Source organism: Vibrio sp. R11-SG3-ISO9 (assembly GCF_059834255.1).
In genome coordinates this window covers 305,065-320,259 of sequence record NZ_JCBDGU010000009.1, presented here as the reverse complement: position 1 = coordinate 320,259, position 15,195 = coordinate 305,065, and the positions used below count along the sequence as shown (strand labels likewise).

Annotated in this window: 13 protein-coding genes; 9 read left to right on the top strand and 4 right to left on the bottom strand. The window is 45.6% G+C overall.

Annotated elements, in window-relative coordinates:
- Positions 1 to 61: 61 nt before the first annotated feature.
- Complete coding sequence (locus AC6R05_RS04030) at positions 62 to 610, bottom strand: NAD(P)H nitroreductase (RefSeq protein WP_032551966.1); 549 nt, start codon at positions 608 to 610, stop codon at positions 62 to 64.
- 150 nt (positions 611 to 760) lie between these two features.
- A complete protein-coding gene (locus AC6R05_RS04025) occupies positions 761 to 2,770 on the bottom strand; it encodes an NADPH-dependent 2,4-dienoyl-CoA reductase (protein WP_191907557.1) in 2,010 nt (669 codons plus the stop codon).
- Between the two features lie 279 nt (positions 2,771 to 3,049).
- Here AC6R05_RS04025 and sppA point away from each other — a divergent pair, with 279 nt between their 5' ends.
- Both sppA and ansA read left to right on the top strand, forming a co-directional pair.
- Complete coding sequence (sppA, locus tag AC6R05_RS04020) at positions 3,050 to 4,900, top strand: signal peptide peptidase SppA (protein ID WP_500646634.1); 1,851 nt, start codon at positions 3,050 to 3,052, stop codon at positions 4,898 to 4,900.
- Positions 4,901 to 5,016: 116 nt separating this feature from the next.
- Positions 5,017 to 6,033 carry an asparaginase gene (ansA, locus tag AC6R05_RS04015; RefSeq protein WP_032551963.1) on the top strand — a complete coding sequence of 339 codons (1,017 nt, stop codon included), beginning with the start codon at positions 5,017 to 5,019 and terminating at the stop codon, positions 6,031 to 6,033.
- A 123-nt stretch (positions 6,034 to 6,156) separates the two neighbouring features.
- On the opposite strand, the gene AC6R05_RS04010 is transcribed toward ansA, so the two are convergent.
- Positions 6,157 to 6,438: a YeaC family protein gene (locus AC6R05_RS04010; protein ID WP_032551962.1), complete on the bottom strand. Its 282-nt coding sequence runs from the start codon at positions 6,436 to 6,438 to the stop codon at positions 6,157 to 6,159.
- Between the two features lie 104 nt (positions 6,439 to 6,542).
- On the opposite strand from AC6R05_RS04010, the gene AC6R05_RS04005 reads away from it, so the two are divergent.
- Entirely contained in the window at positions 6,543 to 7,355 is an 813-nt protein-coding gene (locus AC6R05_RS04005) for a DUF2989 domain-containing protein (RefSeq protein ID WP_500646633.1), read from the top strand.
- 155 nt (positions 7,356 to 7,510) lie between these two features.
- Here the strand turns inward: AC6R05_RS04005 and msrB are convergent, their stop codons facing one another.
- Positions 7,511 to 7,909, bottom strand: coding sequence for a peptide-methionine (R)-S-oxide reductase MsrB (gene msrB / locus AC6R05_RS04000; protein WP_500646632.1), 399 nt, complete (start codon positions 7,907 to 7,909; stop codon positions 7,511 to 7,513).
- A 358-nt stretch (positions 7,910 to 8,267) separates the two neighbouring features.
- Here msrB and gap point away from each other — a divergent pair, with 358 nt between their 5' ends.
- The 6 genes from gap to AC6R05_RS03970 all read left to right on the top strand — a co-directional run bounded on the left by gap (position 8,268) and on the right by AC6R05_RS03970 (position 15,153).
- On the top strand, positions 8,268 to 9,263 hold the full coding sequence (gene gap, locus AC6R05_RS03995) for a type I glyceraldehyde-3-phosphate dehydrogenase (RefSeq protein ID WP_004740660.1): 996 nt from the start codon (positions 8,268 to 8,270) through the stop codon (positions 9,261 to 9,263).
- Positions 9,264 to 9,509: 246 nt separating this feature from the next.
- Entirely contained in the window at positions 9,510 to 10,394 is an 885-nt protein-coding gene (locus AC6R05_RS03990) for a D-hexose-6-phosphate mutarotase (RefSeq protein ID WP_500646631.1), read from the top strand.
- 251 nt (positions 10,395 to 10,645) lie between these two features.
- Positions 10,646 to 12,682 carry a methyl-accepting chemotaxis protein gene (locus tag AC6R05_RS03985; protein ID WP_500646630.1) on the top strand — a complete coding sequence of 679 codons (2,037 nt, stop codon included), beginning with the start codon at positions 10,646 to 10,648 and terminating at the stop codon, positions 12,680 to 12,682.
- A gap of 98 nt (positions 12,683 to 12,780) precedes the next feature.
- Positions 12,781 to 13,596 (top strand): 23S rRNA (guanine(745)-N(1))-methyltransferase, encoded by an 816-nt coding sequence (gene rlmA, locus AC6R05_RS03980; protein WP_500646629.1) that lies wholly within the window; start codon positions 12,781 to 12,783, stop codon positions 13,594 to 13,596.
- 75 nt (positions 13,597 to 13,671) lie between these two features.
- On the top strand, positions 13,672 to 14,628 hold the full coding sequence (locus tag AC6R05_RS03975) for a ChaN family lipoprotein (protein WP_500646628.1): 957 nt from the start codon (positions 13,672 to 13,674) through the stop codon (positions 14,626 to 14,628).
- Positions 14,629 to 14,799: 171 nt separating this feature from the next.
- Entirely contained in the window at positions 14,800 to 15,153 is a 354-nt protein-coding gene (locus tag AC6R05_RS03970) for a hypothetical protein (RefSeq protein WP_150893860.1), read from the top strand.
- Positions 15,154 to 15,195 lie beyond the last annotated feature (42 nt).

The window sequence follows — 15,195 nt, the reverse complement described above, 5'->3', positions numbered from 1 at the left end:
ATTATCTAATGTGGCTCTAATAAATCAAGACAAACTGTTTTTTTATACAGTAAGTGAGTATTTATAGGAACTCGACAAACTGAGATAGATTACGCTCTGGCACTTTCATTGGCGTACAGCCTGGTGTCCCTAGGTACAAGAAGCCGACAATTTCATCTTCGCCTTCGAGCCCAAATGCTTGATGTACCTCAGGGTGGAACATCCACTTACCTGAGCGCCAAAAGCCTTGGAAACCCTGCGCGACAGCCGCCATTTGCATAGCTTGAGCGGCACAACCTGCAGACAGGTGCTGCTCTAACGCCGGTACTTTTTCGTGCTCAGTCACTTTTGCGATAACGGTAATCACCATAGGTGCACGAAAAGGCGCTTTTTTCACTTTCTCTACAACAGCGTCTTCACTGTTATCCGCTTCTGCTGCACGAACCAGAATATCAGAGAGTTTCTGTAGCCCTTCACCTTGTGCGATCACAAAGCGCCAAGGGGTTAAAGCAGCATGGTCAGGGGCACGCAATCCCGCTTTAATAATGTTCTCTAGGGCAACACCTTCAGGGGCTGGCTCAGATAGCTTGGCGATAGAGCGTCTATTGAGCAATAGATCCAAAGCATCCATTTGAAGTCCTTACTATTTTCTTATTTGTATCTTTGAACTGTAGCATAGATTACAAACGATAATAAGTCGCAACATCTGTAACAAAAAAGCCCTCAGAGATTCTCTAAGGGCTTTGATGAATTTTCACACTATTTGTGCTCGGATATAGCTTTAAAGCTTGGTAGCTAGCTCTACCCCCTGACGAATCGCTCGAACTGCATCCAGCTCACCCGCGTAGTCCGCACCACCGATTACGTGTAGTTTGCCGCCAAACTCTTGCCACATATCTTCAAACGGTCGCACAGACACTTGGCCCGCACAGATCACAACTGAATCCGCATCCAACACTTTCGGTTCTTTATTGACGGTGATATGTAGGCCTTGGTCGTCAATCTTCTCGTAGCTTACGCCGCCCATTAGGTTTACGCCACGCTTCTCAAGGGTACGCTTATGAATCCAACCCGTGGTCTTACCCGGACCTTTACCCACTCTGCCCGCTTTACGCTGCATAACCCAAACGGTTTTATCACTCATTGCATCTGGGTATGGGAACAAGCCACCAGGGTGCTCCATGTTCTTATCAATACCCCACTCATGTAGCCAATCATCCAAGCTATGTGAGGCAGGTTCAGTCAGCATAGTGGCGACATCCACACCAATACCACCAGCACCAACGATTGCAACCTTTTCGCCTACTGGTGTCTTATCGCGAATCAAGGTTTGGTAGTCGACCACTTTCTCTTGGTCAATACCTTCTAAGTTCAGCTTTCTCGGCTCAACACCTGCCGCCATTACGACTTCATCGTACTTAAGGAGCATCTCAAAAGTCGCTTCAGTATCGAGTTTAAGGTTCACGCCAGACGCATCAACTTGGTTGGCAAAGTAACGAATCGTCTCTCTGAACTCTTCTTTGCCTGGGATCTGCATCGCTAACCTGAATTGACCACCGATACGGTCATTCTTCTCTATCAAATCAACTTTGTGACCGCGCTGTGCTAATGTCGTCGCACACGCCAAACCAGCCGGGCCAGCACCTACAACGGCAATAGATTTACTCGCTTCTGCTGGTTGAACGACAATTTCTGTCTCGTAACAGGCTCTTGGGTTTACCAAACAACTTGCTCGTTTGCCCTTAAACACATTATCCAAACACGCTTGGTTACAGCCAATACAGGTGTTAATGAACTGCGCTTGGTCTTGGGCTGCCTTATTAACAAAGTCTGGGTCAGCTAAGAATGGTCGCGCCATCGACACCATATCCGCTTGCCCAGAACTTAGAATACGCTCTGCTTCTTCAGGCGTGTTGATTCGGTTACATGTCACTACTGGGATAGAGACATAAGGCTTCACTTTTTCTGTTACCCAAGAGAAAGCGCCGCGTGGTACTTGAGTCGCGATGGTTGGAACACGAGCTTCGTGCCAGCCGATACCAGTGTTAATGATGGTAACGCCCGCTTCTTCAAGCTTTTGAGCCAATAGAACAACATCTTCGAAGGTACTGCCTTGCTCGACCAGATCCAGCATAGATAGACGGAAGATAATGATGAAATCTTTACCAACGGCTTCACGAATCGATTTCACAATCTCAAGCGGGAAACGCATACGTTTTTCGTACGAGCCACCCCATTCGTCATAACGCATATTAGTGCGCTTACAGATAAATTGGTTAATCAAGTAGCCTTCAGAGCCCATGATTTCAATGCCATCGTATCCCGCTACTTGAGCGAGCTCAGCGCTGTTAGCAAAGGCATTGATCGTCTTCTTGATTTGACGAGGGCTCATTTCACTCGGTGCAAACTTAGCAATAGGCGCCTTAATGCCTGATGCACTTTGCGCGAATGGGTGCATTGCGTAACGGCCGGCATGCAAAAGTTGCAGGGCAATTTTACCGCCGTGTTTGTGTACGGCTTGCGTGACGACTTGGTGTGCCTTCGCATGTTTTACTTTGCTGAATTCAGCACTGAAGGGATGCAGTCTGCCACGCAAATTTGGAGAAAAGCCGCCCGTTACAATAAGACCGACGCCGCCTCGCGCTCGCTCTTCGTAAAACGCAGCCAACTTGTGCAGCCCTTCTTTATTTTCTTCAAGGCCTGTATGCATTGATCCCATCAATACACGATTTCGTAACTGAGTAAATCCAAGATCTAGAGGTTCTAATAAATGTGGGTACATGGCAGACATCACTTCTGTTATTTATCCTTGTGGTCTGACCACAGTATAGTGCACAAACCAAAATTTCAAACAACCGTTTACATTTTTGTAACACCGATCATAATGCAGGGCGCATTAATCGTTCAAAAAAGCATAAGCTGACTACACTTAATGAGAATATCTATCGATTAACAAATAGTTCATCTAGTTTGGAACTTTGAATTAACGTAGGATACTAAACAGTTAATATTATTGAGATAAATAGTACTACTGCTTGTTTAAGTGTGGTGTTCTCGCCGTGGAGAAATAATGAAAAAAATAGCCAAATTTATCGGTATGATCTTTAAAGGGATATGGAAACTGATCACCTTCGTGCGTGTTGCAGTGATCAATCTGTTCTTTTTATTGAGTATTGCCCTCATCTACTTTGTGTATTTCCAAACGGACAACACACAGCCTACGGTTCCACAGCAATCGGCATTAGTGCTTAACCTATCAGGCCCAATTGTCGAGCAGAGCCGTTACATCAACCCAATGGATTCAGTCACCGGCTCGTTGTTAGGTAAGGACTTACCAAAGGAAAACGTGCTTTTTGATATCGTTGATACCATTCGTTACGCGAAAGATGACGAGAACATCACCGGCATCGTGTTAGCACTGGGTGAGTTGCCAGAAACCAATCTCACTAAGCTTCGCTACATTGCAAAAGCGCTGAACGAGTTCAAGGCAACGGGTAAGCCAATCTACGCCATTGGTGATTTTTACAACCAAAGCCAATACTATTTGGCTAGTTACGCCAATAAGATCTTCATGTCTCCAGATGGCGGCGTTCTCCTCAAAGGCTACAGTGCTTACTCGCTTTACTACAAAACACTGCTAGAAAAGCTAGACGTAAACACGCATGTATTCCGCGTAGGTACGTATAAGTCAGCGATTGAGCCATTTACACGCAACGACATGTCACAAGAAGCGAAACAATCGGCGTCTCGTTGGTTAGGTCAGCTTTGGGGAGCTTATGTTGATGATGTATCAAATAATCGTCAGATCGAGTCTGCAACCCTAAACCCAAGCATGGAAACTTTCCTATCCGAGCTTGAATCTGTAGACGGTGACATCGCTCAGCTTGCTAAAAAACTTGGCCTAGTTGACCAACTATCGACACGACAAGAGGTTCGTTTGGAGCTTGCTGACACCTTTGGTAGTGATGGCAAAGACAGCTACAACGCGCTGAGCTACTACGACTACCGAGCAACCATGCTACCGGATCTGCCAACTTCAACGGATGATATTGCCGTTGTGATTGCAAGCGGTGCGATCATGGATGGTAAGCAACCTCGCGGTACGGTTGGTGGTGACACTACCGCAGCTCTACTTCGCCAAGCTCGCAATGACGACCAAGTTAAAGCTGTCGTTCTACGTGTCGACAGCCCTGGCGGCAGTGCATTCGCGTCTGAAGTAATTCGAAATGAAATCGTTGCTCTGAAAGAAGTAGGCAAGCCGGTTGTGGTATCGATGTCTAGCCTAGCGGCTTCTGGTGGTTACTGGATCTCGATGAGTGCAGATAAGATCATGGCACAGCCAACGACTCTTACTGGTTCTATCGGGATCTTCAGTGTGATCACAACCTTTGAAAAAGGCTTGAATGACATTGGTGTTTACACTGATGGTGTCGGTACATCGCCGTTTTCTGGCTTAGGCGTAACAACAGGCCTAACCGACGGCGCTAAAGATGCATTCCAAATGGGTATCGAGCACGGCTACAAACGCTTTATCGGTCTAGTTGGCTCTAGTCGCGGCATGGATGTAGAGAGTGTCGATAAAGTGGCTCAAGGCCGAGTATGGACGGGGCAAGATGCTCTACAGTACGGATTGATCGATGAAATCGGTGACTTTGACGACGCAATCGCTGCTGCTGCAACGCTGGCAGAGCTTGAAGAGTACAACGTTTACTGGGTTGAAGAGCCGCTTTCAGCAACTGAGCAGTTTATTCAAGAGTTCATGAACCAAGTTCAGGTGTCTTTAGGACTTGATGTTCAGAGCCTTATCCCAAGTAGTTTACAGCCAGTTACTCAACAATTGGCGCAAGATAGCCAACTTTTAAGTAACTTTAATGACCCTCAAGGCCGCTACGCATTCTGCTTGAATTGCCAAGTACAATAAGCGTCTCTCCTTACTGCTCTATTAAGAGGTACCTCTGTGTGGGGTGCCTCTTTTTATTGGCTGATTATCCGCTATAATCGCGTCCCTGTTCCCTATAAACAAAAGTAACAATCGCTATGGAAAGAAAACATATCTACATTGCGTACACTGGCGGCACCATCGGTATGCAGAAATCGCATGACCACGGCTATGTACCAGTGGCGGGTTTTATGGACAAGCAGCTAGCGAGCATGCCTGAATTCCACCGCCCAGAGATGCCTGAGTATACGATTCATGAATACTCTCCGCTGATGGACTCTTCAGACATGACGCCGCTAGATTGGCAGACCATTGCTGATGACATCCGCGCTAACTACGATAAGTACGACGGCTTTGTTATTTTGCACGGCACAGACACCATGGCTTACACTGCATCGGCACTCTCTTTCATGCTAGAGAACCTTGGCAAACCAGTGATTGTAACAGGCTCACAGATCCCTCTTGCAGAGCTGCGCTCAGATGGTCAAGCAAATCTGCTGAATGCACTGCACATTGCGGCCAACTACCCGATCAACGAAGTCACACTGTTCTTCAATAACAAATTGATGCGCGGTAACCGTAGTACCAAATCACACGCTGATGGTTTCAACGCATTTACCTCACCAAACCTAAATCCACTACTTGAAGCGGGTATCAATATCCAACTAAGCAACAATGTAGTGGTTGATCAGAAGCCTGAGGGCGAATTCAAGGTACACAACATTACACCTCAACCAATTGGTGTGATCACAATGTACCCTGGTATTTCTCACGAAGTGATTCGAAACACCCTGCTTCAGCCAGTAAATGCGATGATCTTGCTAACATTTGGTGTGGGCAATGCGCCACAAAACCCAGAGCTACTGCAACATCTAAAAGATGCCTCAGAGCGTGGCGTCATCGTGGTTAACCTGACTCAATGTCTTGCTGGTAAAGTGAACATGGGTGGCTACGCGACAGGTTGTGCTCTTGCGGATGCCGGTGTAGTGAGTGGTTACGATATGACCCCTGAAGCGGCACTGGCAAAACTGCACTTTTTACTTAGCCAAGACCTAAGCTATGAACAAGTAAAAGAAAAAATGCAGCAAGTATTGCGTGGTGAAATGAGTCTATAACCGAAGATATACCCGGATAGACAACACGCTGAAAACAAAAGTGAAGACAATAAAAAGGGGCGGCTCAATGCCACCCCTTTTCACTTTAAATCTTAAACTATGTGATATTGTCACAAGTATGACTTAGTGATTAGGATTTACTCTAACAATATCTTCTTGATCTGAAGTAAATTGTTTCTTAAGTTCAGCTTTCGACTTAAAGCTAATGTCACCACCCGCAGCAACTGTCATATGCTGTGCTTCAACATTATGCTTTGACTGGTAAAGCATGACAGCTTGCATACAAGAGTCACGCTGCTCTTGCGTCAATGCCGTACCCTCGGGCCATTTTCCCGTCTCTACTGCATACGTTAGGCGCTCGTAGACCTCTGGGGTCATTGCGTTAAGAAGTTGTTCTGCATCCATGGTAAAGCCTTAGTATTAACAATTTTCACCAGAAAATAACCTGTCGTGGAATGGAGTCAAGCGGAGCACTGGAAATAAGTGTATTCGATCACAAGTGAAGGTATATGAGAATTTTTAAATGGCTATTCGCCGCTGCCCCTTTGGCGCTAACTGGGTGCTTTGAGGGGAACAAAAATACAGAACAGCTATGTGAAGCTCACTCAGAGCTGCGTTGTGCTGACCTCAACATGAATGATGGTCAATGCCGAGTTGCCCGTACCGATCTCATCTGGCACCGCTTCGACGTATTGAAGCAGCCTACCGAGCACAACAAGATCGTAGAATATGGCTTAATCGCCGAGTACAAGAAGTGTCTTGAGCTGGCTTCTCAAATTGAAACCATCGATCAGACCTTACTCAAGCAGCGCCGCTTCTCAGCACTGATGCACAGCATCGAAGAAGAAGAACGAATTGTAAAAGAGCTTTTAGGTTCCAATAAGCCGGAAACCCTCTACTTCTTATGGTCGCAAACCGGCAATATTGACGCGCGTCGTAGCTTCTTACAGCTAGAAGGCAGCGATGCACTCAACACAGCGGAAATGCAATACGCATTAGCTACCTTCTATACCACGCGTGATCACAAGAAAACCGTCAAGCTACTCAATAACGCACTGACACTTTCTAACGGCTCAACCGTCAACACTGAGATCTTTAAATCCCTAGCGAGCATTAATCACAGCCTAGGTAACATGGAAAGAGCGTATCTATGGGCGATGGTCGCCAAAGAGTTTAATGTGCCGATTGCATCGGAGCCTGAACTGAAAGTGCTGTACCACTTCCCAAGTGATGTTTATGACAAGCTAGAGGATGACGCTGACTACATCGTTGAAGCCATTGAGGATGGAAGGTACCAACCATCGCTTGTATCTAAACGATAACTACACCGTTCAACAACACAAACCAGACTCACAAAAAAACAGCTACCCTTTTCGGTAGCTGTTTTTTTATGCCTTTGAGAGAAGCGACTCGCAATTCGTCAACTTACTTTGTAACGACACCACGTCATATGAAAGGTTTTGACAATAGATGTCACTTATTCTGTAGTTTTGTCATTTTTGTTGAAAATTAACGACACAGAATTTACACAAAAACGCTCTCCAGTGGTTTTAGGACCATCCGGAAAAACGTGACCTAGGTGGCTATCACAGGCCGCACAACGGATCTCTATACGTTTCATACCGTGACTTAGATCTTCTAAATAACGGATTGCCTTATCATTTATAGGGGCATCGAAACTTGGCCAACCACAGCCGGAGTCGTATTTATTCTCAGACATAAACAGTGGGGCTTCACAACAGGTACAGCTGTAAACCCCTGTCTTATGATTGTGTAACAGCTTGCCAGTAAAAGGAGGCTCTGTTCCACGTAGACGACACACCTGATATTCTTCATCAGTCAGGCGCTCACGCCAGTATTCATCGGGCTTCGTCATATTTTCTCCCCTTTGATTCACGTTAATATCTCTCCACATTCTCTTTTATTATATTTACTTTTTTCCATAAATACTTGCATCTAGCGGGATTTGTAGCACATACTTTCTCACCGAGATACATTGTACATATACACTCATAAGTGAATCGTCATTTAGAGGTATTTTACCCAACTGGAGGGGTACAGAACCACTAGCAATGGTCAAATTTCAACCACTTACACCTAATTGTTAAGAAAAGCGTCGCTTTTTTTTGACATTAAACAAGTTAAGTCGGATTATCTATTGCAGATTTAAACTGGATTCTGTAATTTTACTACCAGTTATCTTTAATCAGAAATTAAGTTGTGGAGCAACTACAATGACTATCAAAGTAGGTATTAACGGTTTTGGCCGTATCGGTCGTTTCGTATTTCGTGCATCTGTTGAGCGCGCTGACATCGAAGTAGTAGGTATTAACGACCTTATCGACGTAGAGTACATGGCATACATGCTTAAGTACGATTCAACTCACGGTCGTTTCAACGGTACTGTTGAAGTTAAAGACGGTAACCTAATCGTTAACGGTAAAACAGTTCGCGTAACTGCTGAGCGTAACCCAACTGACCTTAAGTGGGACGAAATCGGTGTTGACGTTGTAGCTGAAGCAACTGGTATCTTCCTAACTGACGAAACTGCTCGTCAGCACATCACTGCTGGTGCGAAGAAAGTTGTTCTAACTGGTCCTTCTAAAGACGCAACTCCAATGTTCGTTATGGGCGTTAACCAAGACACTTACGCTGGTCAAGACATCGTTTCTAACGCTTCTTGTACTACTAACTGTCTTGCTCCAATCGCTAAAGTTCTTAACGACAAGTGGGGCATCGAGTCTGGTCTAATGACTACAGTTCACGCTACTACAGCAACTCAAAAAACTGTAGATGGTCCTTCTGCTAAAGACTGGCGCGGTGGTCGTGGTGCTTCTCAAAACATCATCCCATCTTCAACTGGTGCTGCTAAAGCTGTAGGCGTTGTTCTTCCAGAACTAAACGGCCTTCTAACTGGTATGGCTTTCCGTGTACCAACTGCTAACGTTTCTGTAGTTGACCTAACTGTTAACCTAAAAGAAGCTGCATCTTACGAAGCAATCTGTGCTGCAATGAAAGAAGCTTCTGAAGGCGAAATGGCTGGCGTTCTAGGTTACACTGAAGACCAAGTTGTTTCTCAAGACTTCATCGGCGAAGTTAACACTTCAGTATTCGATGCTAAAGCTGGTGTTGCTCTAACTGACAAATTCGTTAAAGTTGTATCTTGGTACGACAACGAAATCGGTTACTCAAACAAAGTTCTAGACCTAATCGCACACATCTCTAAGTAATTACTACTTAGATAGCGTTTAGCTAGACTGTCTTTGAGAAAAGACTGAAAAGAAAAGGCGGCTCTAGAGTCGCCTTTTTTGTACCTGTGATTTATGAAACACCAAAGCCCTTGTCAGAGATGATGTTTAACAAGCGGCACATTTGTTCGGTATGAGATTCAATTCAAATACGAGAGCTCCCCTACTCTTTCCCCGAGTCCGCTCACCTCGAATTTGAATTCAATTTCCCTTAAGAAGGATTATGTAATGGATTTATCAACTCTCCCTGCTGTAGCCGTGCTTTCAGACAATGTAACGATTATTGAACACGAAGACGTAAAGCTGGTTCGCGTTATTCACGAGAAAGCGAATGCTGCGATCTCTCTGTTTGGTGCACACGTAATTTCTTACCAACCAAAGGGCCAACAAGACCTAATTTGGATGAGCCAACAGGCAAAGTTTGACGGTAAAACAGCCCTACGTGGCGGCATCCCAGTATGTTGGCCATGGTTTGGCCGTATTGCTGCACCTGCACACGGTTTCGCGCGCAACAGCGAGTGGCAACTCATTGAGCACCGTGAAAGTGAAGTCGGTGTTATCGTAAGCCTAGGTTTAAGCACCAATGACAACACGCTTGCAGTATGGCCACACCGCTTTGACGCTCGTCTTAACGTCGAAATCGGTGATGAGTTGAAAGTAACGCTAGAGGTGACAAATACTGACTCTCAACCTTGGAAGTGTTCTGGTGCACTGCACACATACCTTAATGTGGGCGATATTCACCAAGCCAAAACGACAGGCATGGGCCCTGAGTACATTGATAGCCTACAAGATAGCAAAGTGTGCCAAGGCGGTGATGAGCTTGTACTTACTGATACTATCGATCGTGTTTACACGCAGCCAGAAGCCGTTATTTCAGTCGCTGATGCGAAACTTGCGCGCACACTGACTGTTGAAAACCAAGGCCACAACAGTGCAGTTCTATGGACTCCATGGGCAGAAGGTGCTGCAGGTATGGGTGACATGCAAGATGATGGATACCTAACCATGTTATGTGTTGAATCAACCCTTCACGCTCCAAGCATCGAACAAGGTAAAGAGCTGCAACCAGGCGAAAGCCACCAGCTGATCACAACTATCGCAGCAAAATAACTCACCAGTTAAGTATTTGAGCTGACAGGCTATCTCTGCCCAATAAGTCGCTCGATTCAATAATCTCTTCAAGGCCGGAATCTCTGGCCTTTTTTTGTAATTTATTCCTCACACACCCGGTCAAATCATGAGCAACTCGCTCGCTTTGTTTATTTTTTTGATAGTTAAATTAATAAATATCAAATTAATTGGTTTTATAAATAGCTAGCATGCAAAATATATATTTACAAAATGAACAATAAAGGCACGTCATGTGGAATAAATACAAGAATCAAAGTGTTGGGCTTCAATTAAAGCTAGTCACAACACTGTGTCTGGTCATCGCATTTTCCAGTATTGCTGCACTGGTTTATCAAAACGCCTCAAATGTGCTGTTAGAAAGTACTCTCAAAGAGCACCAATCTAAAATTGAATCTATGGCTAAGACAATCGAAGGCCAATTCAATGCTTACCTTCACACAGCTGAGGTCCTAGAATCTACTTTTCGTAACGGCTACCTAGCAGGCGTATATGTAGAAAACTATACGGTCGACTTCCAAGGTCATCAGGTACCAAACATTACACAGTACAGCGAAAGCTTAATCGGCGACACCAAACTCGTTGATAGCTTTACTCGTGACACAGGAGCCGTTGCCACGCTATTTGCGCCACTTGGTGATAAGTTCATTCGTGTTGCGACCTCGCTGAAAAATCCGCAAGGTGAGCGTGTGGTTGGTACAACGCTTGACCAGAGCCACCCAGGTTATCAAAAACTGATTAGTGGTCAGCCTTACTATGCACAGATCAAGCTCTATGGTCAGCGCTACATTACCTATTACGCACCAATCAAGGACGCTCAAGGTGAAGTGATGGGCATCTCTTTCATCGGTCTTGCCGTAGAGCGTGCAACTCAAGATTTGTTTGCCGCTTTGAAAACCCTGAACTGGGGTGATACTGGCTATACCATCGTGCTTGATAACAACCCAGATCATTTAGGCCACTACCTATTACATCCGAAGCATACTGAAAGTGATCCTTCGATTATTGATGTGAAGGATTATGAAGGTAACAAACCGTTTTACCAGCTATTTGAACAACCGAGTGGCCTCATCAAGTACCCATTTGAGTACCAAGGCAACATAGGTGAAAAGTATCTAGTTTACACGGAAGTCGCTGGCTGGAACTGGAAGCTGCTTGGTGGCACTTTCATCAGTGAAGTCACCAAAGGCAGTCAAGAGTTGCTTAAACTGATCGCTATCGTTTCCTTGGTTGTTGGTTCTATCACCTTCTTGATTCTAACTGTGTTCTTGAGCCGCACACTCAACCCATTGACGACCTTGAATCAATACATGAATCGCCTGGCTAAAGGTGAAGTAAGTATTGATATCCCACGCACCGCTGGAAATACCAATAACGAGATCGTTAACTTGAGTAATGGGCTATCTAACATGGCTCACCAGCTCAACAATCTAGTCGGCGAGATCCGTGGAGCGAGCGATAAGGTTGAAAGCAACTCTAGCAGTGTGGCGAGCGATGCGTCACTCAACCTTACTCAATCTGAGCGCCAACAAGAACAAGTTGAGCAAGTGGTGACTGCCATTGAAGAGATGGCATCATCGGCGCAATCTGTCGCTCAACAAGTCGAAAACATCGCTGAAAACGTACGCTCTGCAAATACCGATGGTCAATCAGGCTTAGAAATTGTAGAGAACGTCTGCATTGATGTTGCTCAGCTTAACGATCAACTTGACCAATCAGCGGCAGCAATCGAAAAAGTAAACACAGACAGCGAAAGCATTCAAACCGTTACTAAGATGATTGATGAGATCGCCGAGCAAACGAACCTACTGGCACTTAACGCTGCAATTGAAGCTGCGCGTGCTGGCGAGCAAGGTCGAGGTTTTGCTGTGGTTGCTGATGAAGTGAGAACGCTAGCGCATCGAACGCAAACGTCAGTTAAAGACGTTGTAGACATTATTACGGTTCTTAAGAGCTCAACGGACAACGCTGTACGCATGATGAATGAGAGCCAAACAAGTGCTAACTCTGTCTTAGACAAAGCGCAGGAAGCGGGTACGGCCTTGGAGTCGATTGCTGACCAGATCCATTCCATCGCTTCTCAAGCTGATGCCATTGCTGCGACTTCTGAAGAGCAAGCACACGTTACCCAAGAGATAGCAGCTAATGCGCACTCAATCAGCGAACTAAACAGAGAGAGTCGCCAAACCAGCGCACAAACATCGCAAAGTGCTACCGCGCTCCAGCAGCAAGCTCAAGACCTAAAACAACAGGTCGACTTCTTCCATTAACCCCATCAAGAGCCGCATTACGCGGCTCTTTTTATTTCGCCTAGTGCGACATTTTTGATAAACTCGCTGCCCACTTTACTAGCCGCACAGAGAGCGTCATGAACTACCAGTGCCCTTTATGTCACCAATCTCTCACTCAAGTTGTTCGAACTTTTAAGTGTGAGAACAACCACCAATTTGATCTTGCCAAAGAGGGTTACGTCAACTTGATGCCAGCCCACCACAAGCGCTCAAAAGATCCAGGTGACAATAAAGAGATGATGCAAGCTCGTCGCCGATTCTTAGAAGGTGACCACTACAACCCAATGCGCCAAGCTGTGGTTGCTCTGTGTGAAAATGTATTACCCGTGGAAAAGCCGAATCTATTGGATATTGGCTGTGGTGAAGGCTACTACACCAATGAAATCGCTCTTAAGCTCGCGCAACGTGATCCAAGCATTTACGGCTTAGACATCTCTAAGGTTGCTATCCGTTATGCGGCTAAGCGCTACCCAGCGGTTAACTTTTCAGTGGCATCGAGCCATAGACTACCTTTCGCTAACAACAGCTTAGACGCCGTTCTACGCATCTATGCGCCTTGTAAGGCAGAAGAGTTACAACGAACATTGAAAGAACAAGGTGTGGTAATTACAGTGACGCCTGCTGGCCGCCACCTGTATCAACTGCGTGATGCGATCTATGACGGCGTGCGACTGCATGACGAAACACCAGAAACCATCGAAGGATTTACCCTAGAGAGCCAACAGCACCTAAACTACATGATGGAGCTTTCAGGTTCGGATGCCTTTGACCTGCTTCAAATGACCCCTTTCGCTTGGAAGGCAACAGAGTCATTTAAGCAAGAGTTGATGCAAAGCGATAGCTACCAGTGCGAGGCAGATTTCATGCTAAGAGTTTATCGTAAACAGAGCTAGTTGATATTAATTATCGTTTGCATTGAATTCTCTGTGAGCCTCATTTAGTATGCTTACTCTTCAAGGAGTTATTCAATGCAACGTATTTTTCTTATTGGCCTAACCGCCCTTCTCACCGCTTGTGCAAATCAGCCTTCTCAGCAGGCTCAAGGCGACAACAAAGCAGTTTTATCCCCAATTACTACCTATTACGACTACCAATTTGCTTCTGCCAAAGGGGAGCCGATTGCGCTTAACCAACTCCCGAGTGCATTGATTGATGCCGATGTGGTTCTAATTGGTGAATGGCATACACACTCTGCTGTACATAGATTCCAGACCGACTTTCTTAAGGCACGTTTAGCTGACAGCAAAGACGTTGCCCTATCCATGGAACAGTTCACGCGACAGCACCAAAATGTTATCGACGACTATCTTGCGGGAGAGATCGGTGAACAAGTTCTCATGTCAGACGCGGCGGCATGGCCAAATTATCAAAGTGACTATCGCCCACTCGTGGAGCTAGCGAAGTCACAAGGTATCGATATCATCGCCGCCAATGCACCAAAGCCAGTTGTGCAGTGTATCGGCCGTAATGGAATTGATTACCTAGAAAAATTGACTCCTGAAGAGCGCCAATGGATAGCTGACGACGTCAATACTAGTGACAGCCCTTATAAAGAAAAATTCATGGCTTCCATGCACCACGGCACACCTGAGCAAACAGAAAAACAATTTGCCGCTCAAGTGACCTGGGATGAAACCATGGCAGATTCGATTGTGAAATACCTAGATGAAAATCCAGATAAACAAGTCATTCACGTCGCGGGCAAATTTCATACAGAACAAGGCTTAGGAACTGCCGCCTCTATTTTACGTCGCAATGCCGATCTGAATGTAGTGGTCATCACTCCTGTCGAATCATTGAATGATTCTAGCGAAGACTACCAACTGCAAGTTCTGTCTCCACCAACGCGCTACGTTAAACAAGAAAATCGTATGAAAGCGTACAAGAAACTTTCTCATCGAGGCAAAGGCTTAGAGTGCAAATAGCCCACGAATAACACAACCACGTAGTTCAACCTAACTGAGTATCGGCACAACTATTGCTTATTAATTAGGCAAGCCTAGATAGAGTAGCAAAACATCACCTCGGTGATTAATTACACAAGTTTTTCACTGCTCGGCCGATACTCTATTTAAGGTGCAACTACGGAGAGTGTTATGACGCCTGTTACCAACAATGCTACTCAAACTTATAGCCCGGCGAAGCTTCAGCCGACAAAAGGTGCGCCTGTACCTTCAGAGCCTGCGCCACTTAAGGTTGAGCAAAATACCGTTAAGCTGTCTGATGAAGGAAAAGCGCTACTAGTCGCCCTGCAACAGATAGATAAAGAAGCGAAGAAAATCGAAGCTGAAAACGAAACCGTTGGTGACAAGGTTGAATCTTTTGCCCATGGCGCACTCGGAATGGATCATCCAGACAAAATTGAAGAAGAGGAAGATGGCTCATACTCAGCGGGGCAATATCTGTCCGCAGCGGTAACCATTGGCGGCATTCTGCTTGCCTTAGTCTAGCGAGTCACCGAACCACTCTTTACTGGCATCACTTTACAGATT

What these genes read in the sequence shown, in the direction of transcription:
- AC6R05_RS04030 (WP_032551966.1), bottom strand. Translation starts at nt 610, where the DNA reads ATGGATGCTTTGGATCTATTGCTCAATAGACGCTCTATCGCCAAGCTA.
- AC6R05_RS04025 (WP_191907557.1), bottom strand. Translation starts at nt 2,770, where the DNA reads ATGTCTGCCATGTACCCACATTTATTAGAACCTCTAGATCTTGGATTT.
- sppA (WP_500646634.1), top strand. Translation starts at nt 3,050, where the DNA reads ATGAAAAAAATAGCCAAATTTATCGGTATGATCTTTAAAGGGATATGG.
- ansA (WP_032551963.1), top strand. Translation starts at nt 5,017, where the DNA reads ATGGAAAGAAAACATATCTACATTGCGTACACTGGCGGCACCATCGGT.
- AC6R05_RS04010 (WP_032551962.1), bottom strand. Translation starts at nt 6,438, where the DNA reads ATGGATGCAGAACAACTTCTTAACGCAATGACCCCAGAGGTCTACGAG.
- AC6R05_RS04005 (WP_500646633.1), top strand. Translation starts at nt 6,543, where the DNA reads ATGAGAATTTTTAAATGGCTATTCGCCGCTGCCCCTTTGGCGCTAACT.
- msrB (WP_500646632.1), bottom strand. Translation starts at nt 7,909, where the DNA reads ATGACGAAGCCCGATGAATACTGGCGTGAGCGCCTGACTGATGAAGAA.
- gap (WP_004740660.1), top strand. Translation starts at nt 8,268, where the DNA reads ATGACTATCAAAGTAGGTATTAACGGTTTTGGCCGTATCGGTCGTTTC.
- AC6R05_RS03990 (WP_500646631.1), top strand. Translation starts at nt 9,510, where the DNA reads ATGGATTTATCAACTCTCCCTGCTGTAGCCGTGCTTTCAGACAATGTA.
- AC6R05_RS03985 (WP_500646630.1), top strand. Translation starts at nt 10,646, where the DNA reads ATGTGGAATAAATACAAGAATCAAAGTGTTGGGCTTCAATTAAAGCTA.
- rlmA (WP_500646629.1), top strand. Translation starts at nt 12,781, where the DNA reads ATGAACTACCAGTGCCCTTTATGTCACCAATCTCTCACTCAAGTTGTT.
- AC6R05_RS03975 (WP_500646628.1), top strand. Translation starts at nt 13,672, where the DNA reads ATGCAACGTATTTTTCTTATTGGCCTAACCGCCCTTCTCACCGCTTGT.
- AC6R05_RS03970 (WP_150893860.1), top strand. Translation starts at nt 14,800, where the DNA reads ATGACGCCTGTTACCAACAATGCTACTCAAACTTATAGCCCGGCGAAG.